Here is an 11,994-nt window from a genome sequence, read left to right on the forward strand (position 1 = left end):
CAGCAGCCCCCGCAGATACACCGCTCCCCACCGGCGCTGATCAGCCCGCGCGAACGGCTCGAACACCTCCGCCGCGAAGTCCTCCAGATCACACCGGACCGCGGCCAACTCCCCACCCAGCACACCCAGTCAACGACACACCCGATCAAACGGACACGCCACCGGCGAGTGAACCTGACCAAGCACTACTAGTGTGCCGATCGCGGAGATCGAAGGGCTGGGTCGTGCCGGGGTGCGCGGTGAGGTGGTGCCGCAGCCGGACTCCGATGGGGCGTGGTTGGGCCCGGACTGGTATGAGGCGCGGACGGTGCGCATCGACTGCGCGATCAAAACTCCAGGCGATCCGGCCGCGGCCATGCAGATCCTCGCGGACCTAGAAGCTGTCGCGGACGAGGCACCGGTGCGGACGGTGGGCGGGGCGGTCATGCCGTTGCGGATCAAGTGGCCCGGCGCGCCCGTGCGGGTGCTGTTCGGCCGGCTGCGGAAGATCGAACCAGCTTTGGAGAAGGCGGCGTTGGGCTGGATGCCGCTCGACATGGAGTTCGTGGCACCCGGGGCGCGTTTCTACTCCGATGTCGAGCAGCAGGCGCATCTGCGGCTGGGCTGGTTGTCCGGTGGCGGATTCAAGGCTCCGGTGCAGGCACCGATCCGTGTCACCAGCGCGGACCCGTCCGGCCAGCCGCGGCGCGGCTGGGTGACCAACAACGGCGACGTGGACGCGCATCCGGTCCTGACCATCCACGGCCCGTGCGCGAACCCTGAGATCACGCACGTCGAAACCGGACGGACCATCGCCGTGCCCGTCACGCTGGCCGCCGGCCAGTGGGTGCGCATCGATACCCGCCCCGGGCGGATCCGCATCCTTCGGGACAACGGCGGCAGTACCCCCTGCACTTCGCGGTTGGACACTTTCGTGCTGCCGCCTGGGCGCAGCGAACTGCGCTGGAACGCTTCCGACCCGACCGCCACCGCGCGCCTGACCGCGACGTGGCGCGACACCTACATCTCCCTGCACAGCCGAAGGACGGAATCCCGATGACTCTTGCTCAAGCCCCGCTGCTCGTCGACGGCGCTACGCACTCCGCGCAGACGTTCCGGCAGATGATCAGGGACCTTTCCCGTGGCCAGGAGGGCATCACGGCGGCCCCGGATCTGAAGGTGACGCCGCTGCCGGTGCCTGGGGCAGGTGTGCAGGTGGCTGACGGCTCGGCGGTGATCAGGGGGAAGGCGAATGCGTGGCAGGGGTCCTACACCGCTTACAACATCGGCACCACCACCGTGCCAATTGCCCCGACGGGCGCCACGCCCCGTTCGGACCTGGTGGTCCTGCGGGTCACGGACCCCGAGTACGAGGGCGGTCTGGATCCGGCGGTCGATGCCATCAACGCGTTCGAGATCATCCCAAACGTCGACAAGACCGCGACTGCCGCGCCGGCAGGTGTCACCGGAATCCCCATCGCCCGCCTGGACCTGCCTGCCAATACCGGGACCGTGACGGCCGGCATGATCAAGGATCTGCGGAAGGTCGCCAACCCGCGCCGTGAACGCGCCCTCTACACCGCCTATCCGCGCACGCTCAGCAAGGCGTGGCGAGATGACGAGAAGTGGTACGTGTGGCCCGCCGAGGCCCGCTGGATGATCGCTGTTCCCGAGTGGGCCACGAAGGTGATCATCGTGGTGACGTTGGCAGGGCTGCGGATGGACTTCGCCGACGTTTTCGGCACCATGCAGATCGTTCTGGGCACGGCCGAGAGCGAGAGCACTGTCATCGATGATGATCAGGGCAACGGAGTCCGCCGCACCACCGCCGTGATCGCCGACACCCTCACGCTCCCTGCCAACTACCGCGGCACGAGCCAGTCGCTGTTCTTGCGGGCCCGGATGAGCAAGAGCGAAAAGGGTGACCTGTCCGTCGATGAGGGCACCTCCATCGTGGCTGACGTCGAGTTCACCGAGGGCCCGGTATGACCTACCGCTACCTCACCCAGCACGCCCTGACCGGCGCATGGCTCTCCCCGCACCTGCCGTTGACGGACGTGGAGTTCGGACCGGAACTCAACGGCCCCGGGCACCTGCGCGGCACTCTCACCCCGCGGCTGGCCTGGGTGCACCCCGAACTGGCAGACCCCGGCAACACGCTGCTGTACGTCGAGCGAGATGGGTTGCTGCGCTGGGGCGGTCTGATCTGGCAGGTCGAACCGGAGGGCGACGAGTTGAAGGTGGAGGCCGCGGGCTGGTCCTCGTATCTCCAACATCGGCACGATGTCGACGGCGAGCTGAACGGCCGTGCTCCCTACGTCAACGCCGACCCGTGCCAGATAGCGCGAGACATCGTCGACTACGCCCAGTCTCTCCCGGACGGCGACCTGAGCCTCACCCTCGACGCCACCACGTCAACGGCGACCGTGGGCACGGCCGCCGAACCATGGCACTCCCGCTGGTGGGAAACCCCAGTCCTGGGGGACCAGCTCGACGACCTCGTCAAAGGCCCCGACTCCCCCGACTACACCTGCACCACCTGGTGGGGACACCTCCGCCAGCCGGTCCGCCGGATCCAGTTGGGCTATCCACGCCTGGGCACCCGCCGCACCGACGTGTCGTTCACCAGCGGCATCAACATCATCGACAGCCCTCCGGTCACCTACAGCGCCGACGAATACGCGCAGGTGGTCATCGCCACCGGCACCGGTGAAGGCCGCGCCCAGCAACGAGCCATCGACGCTGTCCGCAACCACCGGCTGCGCCTGGAACACGTCCTGGAGCTGCCGGAGGTCCGAGGCAAAGACACCCTGGCCCAGCGCGCGAAGGCAGAGCGAGCGTGGCGGCAGTCCCTCGGACACGTCGAGGAGATCACCGTCCGCGACCACCCCCAGGCACCGATCGGCTCCTGGCAGGTCGGGGACGACGTCCGCGTGACCGTCCGCTCGCAGTGGACACAGTGGTCTGGCTGGTGCCGCATCACCGGCTGGACGATCCGGCCCGACACCTCTGCCGGCGAAACTGCCACGCTCAGCCTCGCCCGAGCCGACGCCTATCACTACGGCACCGCCGCATAGCCCGGAAGGACACCGCCTTGCCTGCCGACATCGGCACTCGTCTCGCGCGCCTGGAGAGGCGAGTCCAGGCCCTCATCCGGGCCCCGAAGCTCGTGAACGCATCGATCGAGGACGACGCCCTGGAGGTGTACGACGCTCAAGGGTCGCTGCGCGCGCTCGTTGGCCAGCAGCCGGACGGCACCAGCGGCGTGAGCGTCGTCAACGGCCCTCCCCCGCCCACACCCGCCGCCCCGACCGTCGAGGCAGCCCTCGGCGCCCTGTCAGTGGCCTGGGACGGCACATTCACCGACGCGACGGTGGCCCCACTCGACTTTGCCCGCGTAGAGGTCCATGTCGGACCGTCACCGGGCTTTGAGCCGACGCAGGGCACCTTGCGCGACACCGTCGAAACCCCGCAGGGCGGATCGTGCACCGTGCCGCTGCCCTATACCGACTGGTGGGTGCGGTTGCGCGGGCGCAGCCTCTCCGGCACACCGGGCCGCGCCAGTGACGCCGTGGTGGGGACGCCACGCCGGGCTGCGACCGCGGACCTTCAGACAGGGGCGGTCACTGCCGACACCCTCGCCGCGGACGCCATTTCCGGCAAGCGCATCACCGGCGGCACCATCGACGGAGCGGTCGTCACCGGCTCCACTGTGCGAACCGCCGAGACCGGCAAGCGCGTCGTCGTCACCCCAAAGCCACCCTCCCCGCTGGAGGCGATCCCCTCAGTCCTGCTGTACTCCGACTCCGGCCTGGAGAGGGCGCCGGGCACGCTTAAGGCCAGCGTCAACGCTGATGGCACCGCCCTCCCGTACGCGGCGTTGACCGCGCCGGCCGTGCAGATCGACCGTTGGAACCTCCCCGACGCATCAAGCCTGTCCCTCCTCTCCCCCCAACTCGGGGTGCGGGGTGGGTCGTTCGAACTCACCGCGACCTCCGGGCTCAACAAGGACCACGGGCACTCTCAGCTCCGCGGAGTCAGCGCCAACGGACCCTCGGGCAGCAGTACTTGCGAGCTCTACGTCGAGGACGGCAGAGACGCCCCCGGCGGGTCGGGGAACCTCGGCGCCCGATCCTTCGTGACTCTCGAAGGCGCGAAGGTCACCGTCCGCACCGCCTCGACCGCCGGCGATACTCAGACCATCTTCACCCCAGCTGGCATCACCGTCGACGGCTGGATCACCCACGCCGGAACGGACTGGACGCGCATCACCGAGCTCAGCGCCGGCGTGGCCTCCGACGCCACGAGCCCCGCGATGGTCCGGGTCACCGCGAACCGCACCATCGAACTGTCCGGCTATGTCACCCTCAAAGACTCCCAGATCCCTCCCGGACGCCAACTCGGCATTCTGCCGAAGGGATATCGCCCGGCTGCACGCCGACATGTCCTCGTTCCGTCCACCGCGAACGGCACGATCCTGCGGATCGACATCGGCGTCGACGGCACCCTGAACCTGTATCCGATGATCGGGAATCGCAGTACCTGGGTGGGATTCGACGGGGTGAGCTGCCGTGCCGACTGAGCATGTGTCGGCGGCCCATGACCACATAGTCAACACTTTTCCCCAACTGTTCTTGCGGGTACGGCAATAGACGTAACATCGGGTCCGTGCCACGGGCACGCGCCACTTCCAGTGCCCCATGCACCCGGACAACGGGTTCGGGTGCAGACAAGGAGGTTACGCATGCGGCCAAGGCGCATTGGGGTTCTGGTTCAGAAGTTAGGGCGACGCGAGCTCGTATTGATCGTCGTAGGGGCGTTTGTCTCAGCGGTGGTCGCGAAGCTGGTCGACATCGTTCTGTAGCCGGCGACCGTGGTGAATGGTAGTCACCACGGTCGCCGGCCGCTGAAGGGCCACGCCCCGGGGGCCCTGCTCTGCTCGACAGAGCGGGGCCTCACCTTTGGAAGCTCGGTAGCCGGACGTGGTCGAAGCTAGGCACGAGCAGTCGTTCCCTGGGGGCGTGGCGGTCCGTTGGCGGCAGACCTCGATGTTGAGAAGGAGTTGAGAAGCTTCTCAACTCCTTCCCATAACCTTGGCGGACACGACTGAGCGTAGTTGATTAGGCGTGTGGATGTTAAGCCATAAGCATCTTTACCGCCCTATCCTTTAGCGCCGTATCCCCTATTCCCGACCTGTTAGCAACGATCCGCCGACTCGCCTTGGCTCCCGTACGATCGAGGTAGGCGCGGGGCCGCCAGGAGGTTCGCGGTGTCCGTACCGCCGGGCGCGGAGCCCACGCTGTGGGAACTGCACCGTGCCGTCTCGCAGTTGCGTGAGGATCTTCGTGGTGACCTCGCCCAGCTCGCCGCCCGCCTGGACCAGGTTGTCACCGAGGATGTGTACCGGGCCGATCAGCGTGCGGTCGATCGGCGCATCAGCCAGATCGAGGCTGGTCTGTCCGGGCTGCGCGGCGAGCATGACCAGGCGACGGAGCGTGCCCAGCAACAACGCCGCGAGGACCAAGCGCAGGCCGCAGCGACACGACGGCTCGTCGTCAGTTCCTTCGTGTCGCCGCTGGGGCTGATGGCGCTCCAGCTGTGGCTCGCATCGCGTGGTGCGGCTCCGTAGTCTGGGCGATGGGGGCAGTTGACTTTCAATCGGGGCGCGGGGAGAACAGTGAGCGCCGAACGTGGCGACACCTATCAGTGCTGATCGTTTCGTTGCCGCGCTGCGCGCCGAGGGTGTGCGTGTGGTGGAGCGGTCGAAGTGGAGAACCCACAACAGGAATCACAAGGGGCCGTGGGGTCCAATGAACGGGGTGATGATCCATCACACCGTGACCTCCGGTACGGCCAACACCGTCAACATCTGCGAGCGCGGCTATGACGGCCTGCCCGGCCCGCTGTGCCATGGCGTGATCGCCAAGGACGGCACCGTGCATCTGGTCGGTTACGGCCGCGCCAACCATGCCGGGCGCGGCGACGGAGACGTCCTGAGCGCCGTCATCGCGGAACGAACGCTGCCTTCGGCGAACGAGGCAGATACGGACGGCAACACGCACTTCTACGGCTTTGAGTGCGAGAACCTCGGCGATGGCCGCGATCCGTGGCCGGCGGCCCAGCTCGATACCATCGAACGTGCCGCTGCGGCACTGTGCCGCGCCCATGGCTGGAGTGCCGCTAGCGTGATCGGGCACCGTGAGTGGCAGCCCGGGAAGATCGATCCCGAAGGCTTCACCATGGGTTGGCTACGTGATCGGGTTGCCGCGCGCCTGAAGTCCAAGCCGACTGCCGGAGACTCGACGGGCAGCAGCGGCTCGACGTACGTCGTCAAGAGTGGTGACACGCTCTCCGGCATCGGCAAGCGGTTCGGCGTGAGTTGGGAGCGTATCGCCCAGGCCAACAAGATCACCGCGCCGTATGTCATCAAGCCCGGGCAGTTGCTCACGATCCCGGTGAAGACATCCGGGGGTACGTATGCCCCGCCTCCTTTTCCGGATGGTCTTGCTCCGGGCCGCTCGTCACCGTCTGCGAAGGGCTTGCAGCAGGCGCTGAAGGACACGGGGTGGCTCGACCCCTCGGTGCCGCTTTCCGACACCTACGGCCCTCAGACCCAGCAGGCCGTGGCCGGCTTCAACCGCAAGCACAACCTGTTCAGCACAGGACGACCCACCGACCCGGCGATCGGTCGCCGCGGCTGGGACCTCCTGCACCAACTCGCCTACGGACCCTGAAACGTTGATCGACTTCATCCATGACCACAGCACCCGCCTGTACGCCATCGCCGCCGCGGCTCTGGCCCTGATCGCCCACTACGTCCAGGACCTGCCGACCGGCCTGATCCTCGCCCTCGTCGCCGCAGTTCTCGGTACGGGCGAGGCCGTCCAGCGCGTCGAGGACCGGAAGACCGCCAAGGCCCTCAACCAGCAACCGCCCACATCCACGTGACTTTGCCCGTGACGCGGACGCCGCAACCAGAAATTGGCATCGCTCAGACGCCGCGCAGGTAGGCGGCAGCTGGCCCAATCGGAGACGGGACAGGCACAGGTTCCGTGATCATGGAGATGAGCCACTCTGTGATCATCTGGGGGCCTGCGCCTGCGATGCCGCCGTGGCTGACCGAACCGCATCAGTTAGCAGTGCGCATTTCTCGGAAAGCCTTGTACGCCAGCTCCAGTATCCTCACCCCCGTTCGGGATGCGGGTCGACGAGCTTCGGCTGGCATGAAGTAGGCCCCGCCCAGCCCGAGGGCGGGACGGGGCCTACTGTCGGGCAACTCAGTGCAGTTGACGCCCCATCTTCGCCGCCCGCCTGCTCTGGCCCTTAGTCTCCCACCACTCTTCCAACAAGGTGCGGACCAGGTGCACGAGCTGTCGAAGCCGCTCAGGGTCGGGGTGAGGTGAGGTGAGCACATCCACGAAGGACTTGTCATCCCACGGCAACGTGAACTCCCAGCGTTCGTCCTGGCGCCCTTGGCGCACTACAGCGACCTCGTACGTAAAGGTCACGCTGCGGTCGGCATGATGATGGACCGACAGGCTTGAGATGTTAAATCTGACCTGCCCATCGCCAGTGGTGTACGAGCAAGCCAGGGCTTGCTCCGCTGGCGTCTGCTTCGCCATGCGACCCATCCACCCCTCGCCTCATCTGTTGACGGACGGCTTCCCTGCGCACAGGAGAACTAGCACTTACTGGCACTGGCCAGGTTCGTGACATTGTACGCAGTGAGAACGTCATTCAGTCCGGCAGGAGTGCCGATGATGGTGCGGAATCTTTCCACTGGCGGGCACTGATTGGTGTAGATGGAGAATCCACCTCGACCGTTGGGCGCCCCGTTGGCGATGGCATTGTTTATCTTGCCATCCATCCCGGCGTTCCAGCCGTGACCCAACTTGATGTGCTTCCACCCCCACGTCGCCGTTCCGCAGCGCAGCGTGTACCTCTGGACTCCACGGAAGTACTGCCGCACGATGTAGTTGCGGCCGTTGTGCTTGCACGTAGCGTCGACGCTGTCGATCGCGACACCAATGGGACTACTACTCTGGGCGCTTGCGGGACTGGCTGCAGGTACCAACACCGCGGTGACGGCCGCGGCGACGACGGCCACGGCGGCACTACGAGTCCTATTGCGACGTGTGGATTTTCCGTTGAATATCTTGCCCTTCATTTTCCCCCTTTTCCTTTGATGATGCGTGACCTTTTATAGCAGTCACACCTCGATGCGGTCGAGTGGTTTTCTGCTCACTGGCCCGAACCTCCCCTCTCTGGCCGACACGCCATAAAACGGTTCTCGCTTGACGGGTGCACATTCACGCGCAACGGAATAAGAAATTCCATTACTCAGGTCAGTCCCATCGCCAGTGGGTTCAGATGCGCACGGATTGGCGGCTGGCCATCCGCGACAACAGGGGCGCGTATCCCAACGGCGGGTGACCCAAGCTCCTCGCGTCCATGTGACGCTGACCGAGATACATCCGCCCTGTTGAAAATTGACACCGCGTAGGTGGCCATAGGCCCCTGTTGCTGAGCCGAGCACAGCTCAGCAACAGGGGATCCGTCCGGGGTGACTCGAAGAGGTTCCGCAGTGACAGGGTCAGGATTCTTGCTAGGTTCGATCCGATGCCAAGGAGGTCCAGTGCCGTCTTGCCTGTCTGTCAGCACAGGGGCTGATCTGCGGGTTGAGCCGGTCGACGCCGTGCTCGACGAGGTCGAGCGTGCTCTGCAAGCGCAGTTGGACAGAGGGACGCTGGTACGCAAGCGGCGGTCGCTGGGGGCACGTACTGACCGTGGCACGTGGTTGCGGGTTGAACGCCGCTCCTTCGACAAGATCGGCACTCAGGGCTGGAACGGCACCGAATGTGCCGCGCTCCTGGAGGGAGTGGCCAAGCCGCAGTGGCTTCGGAGCGCCGCGTGGAGGCAACCGGGAGACACCGTGATGTGGCGGGTCGATGAGACGGACCTCCTGCCCGGTGAGCCCATCGGCAGCAGTGTCCTGGCCATCGAGCCTGCGCTGTCGGATGACTGGTGGCGGGCGTTCAATAGGTCGCTGGATGCCCTGGCCAAGCAGCAGACTCAGCGCATCGCCACCCCGGACACCGCGCTGATCACACAAAGCAGTGTCACCGAGGCGATCCACTGCCTCCTCCCTGACGGTGTCGACGCGACGGTGGATCGGTGGCTGCCGGCACACGCGGATCTCAACTGGGCGAACATGACCGGGCCGGAGTTCTGCCTGTTCGATTGGGAGGACTGGGGTATGGCCCCTCAAGGGCTGGATGCCGCGTCGTTGTGGGGCAACTCCCTCGCCGTCCCGCCTCTGGCCGAACGTGTCCGCCACGAACGACGCCACGATCTGGAGAGCCGGGACGGCAAGCTGATGACCTTGTTCGTCTGCGCGAAGATCCTGGCCCCGGACGCTCACCCAGAGGACCCTCGCCTTGAACCCGCACGTCTCATGGCCGGGCAGGTCGCGGAGGAGCTTCGGAGAGGCTGACGATCTCGATGCGGCACTCGCAGCCGAGCCACGGTTCGGCCGCTGCCAGCGACCTACCCTGGAGAGGTGACAACCAACGCGAGCCGGATCAGGCTCCGCCGTGGCGACCGGAGGATGGACCGGCGCCCACGGTATGGGTATGGCCTCCCGGCAGTCGCCCGGCACTGTGGGTGCTCGTCCATGACCAGTGGCGCTATGCCCTCGTACACGCCCGGCATGACTGGCCCGACGGGCGCTGTGCGTATCACGTCGAGATCGCTCTAGACGGGGGGACGTCAGCAACGCACCGGGCGTACTGGTGGCCGCAGAAAGGCCGGCTCCGGGTAGCCCACGGGAGCGCCGTGGGCCCCAGCACGGGGAGCATGCCGATCGCTACTGGCGAGATGCCCACCAGCCATCACGGAAGCCGGTCAGGGTGAGTCTGTATCGCGTCACCCTTCAGTTCACGGGAGACGCCGACGCTCCTCAAGTCACGGGCGAGTGGACCCGGGAGGCAACCACTCGCAACAAATTCCGTTCCTGGATAGGTCTGTACGGCAGCGTCCAATCCTCCACGATTCGGTTTGTCGAGGAGGCGGACGACGGCAGCAACATCATCCTGGATACCTGGCCGACGCCCGTATCTCAGGGAGCGGGATAGCTCACGCACGTCCGGGCGGCTCAGCCTGATCCGGTCGGTAGCCCTGTGGGCGGTCTTCGTCCCCCGATGGCGCCGCCGAGCCACGGCCTGGGACGCTCCCGACACCCGCCGCAGCAAGGCGAAGACCCCCAGAGCATCGGCTAGGAGGGCCTGGGGGTCTTGTGCACCTCTTGGAATGTGCGTTTTAAGGCTAGCAGTCGCAACGGTAGAGCCCTCGGGTGCAGGCACCCCCTCGGGAGCGGCTATTCTGCTATGCCTGAACCGGGAGTAGGAGGCTGTCGTGGCAAAGCCGCTGATCGTGGGCCGCAAGGAGTTCGCGAAGATCTACAACGTTGCGCCGACGGCGATCAGCGACCGGTGGGTCCCAAGCGGGATCGTCTCTTATGAGGACGCTGTGATCGTGTCGGGCAAGCCGTTCTGGCCTGGTGGTCTGGCGGTGGACGTTGCCCTCCCGCCGGGCAGCCGCGGCCGGCAGCTGGATGAACGGCTCCTCGCCGAGCTGGAGAAGGAACAGCAGGCAACGGTTCGGCCGATGAAGAAGGGTGAACTGCCTCCACTGGTGGGGCTGCAGGAGTATGGGGCTTTGTTCGGCGTGAGCCAGTTCGTGGCATCAAACGCTCGTCAGCGGGGCACCGGAATGCTGCCAGTCGAGGACTACCTCCTGTCGGGTTCTCCGCTGTGGCTGCTGGACACCGTGCTCGACGCCGCAGAGGCAACGATGCAACAGAGCCGTGGCGGCGTGTGGCAGTTGCAGCAGGATGTGGCGGACGCCCTGCGGGAAGGCCGGTATGACGGTCCAGGCTCGGTGATCGCGAAGCGAGGCAAGGCGGCTGCGAGCGGGGCCTGACTTCAGCGCGCTCGCAGGGACGCTGGCTTCTTACCCTTCGACAACAGCGGCTCAAGTCGGACCCACTGCGCGTCTGTCATATCCCACGCGCCAACCGGTGATCATTACAGACCGTGATCTACTTCTGGCCATAGCGCCGATCAACGAGAAACCGAGGTCATGACCAACCACTGCTGCGAGGCGATGAACAGCCACGCGAACGTGTCCTGCGACCAGCATGACGACGCTTTCGCCTGCCCGGACGCGCTGATCAAATTCAGCGCCAAGTTCCAGGAGTACGGGCTGATCATCCATGACGGCGGCACGTCGAGCAGCACAATCGACTTCTGCCCCTGGTGCGGACGACGTCTCCCCGAGTCTCAGCGGGACCGGTGGTTCGACGAGCTAGAGCGTCGCGGGATCGATCCAGGGGAGGACGAGATCCCTGCCGAGTTCGAGGACGACCGCTGGCTCACGTCGCATCAAGAGTGACCAACCAGCAGTATCTCAAGCCACTGCTGAAACACGCCTTGTAGGGCTCGGGGACTGCTGCTGCGGAGTTGACCCCCACCCCATCCGTAGTAGAATTCACCGCAGAGCAGGAGGGGTGAAAGTCGCCCGGTTCTCATTTCATGCAAAATAGGCTGCGATACATCCCAGAAGGAGGGGCAGTGGCGACAGTGCAACTAGAGCTGCCCATCGCGGCCATCCGCCAACCCGAAAATCTCGGTGGCAAGCTGACGATCCAGGAGCGGTTTGAGGCGTTTCACCAGCTCAACCCCTGGATCCTCAAGCACCTGGAGCGCCTCACAGGCGACTGCGTTGAGCGAGGACTCAAGCGCATCGGCATCGGCATCGGCATGCTCTTCGAGGTTCTGCGCTGGCAGTACGGGCTCGCCACACACGGAGAACCCTGGAAGCTCAACAACGACTACAGGTCGCGCTACGCGCGACGCCTCATCGAGCTGCATCCCGAGTGGTCCCCCCTGTTCGAAACCCGGAAGATCCACACCGCCTAAAAATAGGCGAGTATCTATCTCGCCTTTACCTCTTGGA

14 protein-coding genes are annotated in these 11,994 nt (G+C 65.7%); 12 read left to right on the forward strand and 2 right to left on the reverse strand.

Annotated features, from left to right (window positions below):
- From ACLJT4_RS08585 to ACLJT4_RS08620, 8 genes are all read left to right on the forward strand, one after another.
- A partial coding sequence (locus tag ACLJT4_RS08585; RefSeq protein WP_411121711.1) for a hypothetical protein occupies positions 1-192 on the forward strand: 192 nt, incomplete at its 5' end.
- A gap of 1 nt (position 193) precedes the next feature.
- Positions 194-1,039 (forward strand): phage distal tail protein, encoded by an 846-nt coding sequence (locus ACLJT4_RS08590; RefSeq protein WP_411121712.1) that lies wholly within the window; start codon positions 194-196, stop codon positions 1,037-1,039.
- Positions 1,036-1,968, forward strand: coding sequence for a hypothetical protein (locus tag ACLJT4_RS08595; RefSeq protein WP_411121713.1), 933 nt, complete (start codon positions 1,036-1,038; stop codon positions 1,966-1,968). Before ACLJT4_RS08590 ends, ACLJT4_RS08595 begins: the two co-directional genes overlap by 4 nt.
- A complete protein-coding gene (locus ACLJT4_RS08600) occupies positions 1,965-3,056 on the forward strand; it encodes a hypothetical protein (RefSeq protein WP_411121714.1) in 1,092 nt (363 codons plus the stop codon). Before ACLJT4_RS08595 ends, ACLJT4_RS08600 begins: the two co-directional genes overlap by 4 nt.
- A 17-nt stretch (positions 3,057-3,073) precedes the next feature.
- On the forward strand, positions 3,074-4,561 hold the full coding sequence (locus ACLJT4_RS08605) for a hypothetical protein (protein ID WP_411121715.1): 1,488 nt from the start codon (positions 3,074-3,076) through the stop codon (positions 4,559-4,561).
- A gap of 687 nt (positions 4,562-5,248) precedes the next feature.
- On the forward strand, positions 5,249-5,608 hold the full coding sequence (locus tag ACLJT4_RS08610) for a hypothetical protein (RefSeq protein ID WP_411121716.1): 360 nt from the start codon (positions 5,249-5,251) through the stop codon (positions 5,606-5,608).
- Positions 5,609-5,669: 61 nt separating this feature from the next.
- Positions 5,670-6,713 (forward strand): N-acetylmuramoyl-L-alanine amidase, encoded by a 1,044-nt coding sequence (locus tag ACLJT4_RS08615; protein ID WP_411121717.1) that lies wholly within the window; start codon positions 5,670-5,672, stop codon positions 6,711-6,713.
- Positions 6,714-6,717: 4 nt separating this feature from the next.
- Positions 6,718-6,927, forward strand: coding sequence for a hypothetical protein (locus tag ACLJT4_RS08620; protein WP_411121718.1), 210 nt, complete (start codon positions 6,718-6,720; stop codon positions 6,925-6,927).
- A 329-nt stretch (positions 6,928-7,256) separates the two neighbouring features.
- On the opposite strand, the gene ACLJT4_RS08625 is transcribed toward ACLJT4_RS08620, so the two are convergent.
- Entirely contained in the window at positions 7,257-7,601 is a 345-nt protein-coding gene (locus ACLJT4_RS08625; RefSeq protein WP_411121719.1) for a hypothetical protein, read from the reverse strand.
- Positions 7,602-7,660: 59 nt separating this feature from the next.
- Positions 7,661-8,146, reverse strand: coding sequence for a hypothetical protein (locus tag ACLJT4_RS08630; RefSeq protein ID WP_411121720.1), 486 nt, complete (start codon positions 8,144-8,146; stop codon positions 7,661-7,663).
- 468 nt (positions 8,147-8,614) lie between these two features.
- Here ACLJT4_RS08630 and ACLJT4_RS08635 point away from each other — a divergent pair, with 468 nt between their 5' ends.
- The 4 genes from ACLJT4_RS08635 to ACLJT4_RS08650 all read left to right on the forward strand — a co-directional run bounded on the left by ACLJT4_RS08635 (position 8,615) and on the right by ACLJT4_RS08650 (position 11,957).
- A complete protein-coding gene (locus tag ACLJT4_RS08635; RefSeq protein WP_411121721.1) occupies positions 8,615-9,472 on the forward strand; it encodes a hypothetical protein in 858 nt (285 codons plus the stop codon).
- 920 nt (positions 9,473-10,392) lie between these two features.
- Positions 10,393-10,959, forward strand: a complete 567-nt coding sequence (locus ACLJT4_RS08640; RefSeq protein ID WP_411121722.1) for a hypothetical protein — start codon at positions 10,393-10,395, stop codon at positions 10,957-10,959.
- A gap of 159 nt (positions 10,960-11,118) precedes the next feature.
- The gene (locus ACLJT4_RS08645; protein ID WP_411121723.1) at positions 11,119-11,430 is read left to right on the forward strand and encodes a DUF6980 family protein; all 312 of its coding nucleotides are present in this window, start codon (positions 11,119-11,121) and stop codon (positions 11,428-11,430) included.
- Between the two features lie 179 nt (positions 11,431-11,609).
- Entirely contained in the window at positions 11,610-11,957 is a 348-nt protein-coding gene (locus ACLJT4_RS08650; RefSeq protein ID WP_411121724.1) for a hypothetical protein, read from the forward strand.
- The last annotated feature ends 37 nt before the right edge of the window (positions 11,958-11,994 follow it).

The organism is Streptomyces sp. x-19 (assembly GCF_046549115.1).
Classification (GTDB): domain Bacteria; phylum Actinomycetota; class Actinomycetes; order Streptomycetales; family Streptomycetaceae; genus Streptomyces; species Streptomyces albulus_C.

Bases quoted from the DNA above. Each gene is read 5' to 3' on its own strand.
- ACLJT4_RS08600 (WP_411121714.1), top strand. From the start codon at position 1,965: ATGACCTACCGCTACCTCACCCAGCACGCCCTGACCGGCGCATGGCTC.
- ACLJT4_RS08595 (WP_411121713.1), top strand. From the start codon at position 1,036: ATGACTCTTGCTCAAGCCCCGCTGCTCGTCGACGGCGCTACGCACTCC.
- ACLJT4_RS08630 (WP_411121720.1), bottom strand. From the start codon at position 8,146: ATGAAGGGCAAGATATTCAACGGAAAATCCACACGTCGCAATAGGACT.
- ACLJT4_RS08625 (WP_411121719.1), bottom strand. From the start codon at position 7,601: ATGGCGAAGCAGACGCCAGCGGAGCAAGCCCTGGCTTGCTCGTACACC.
- ACLJT4_RS08645 (WP_411121723.1), top strand. From the start codon at position 11,119: ATGACCAACCACTGCTGCGAGGCGATGAACAGCCACGCGAACGTGTCC.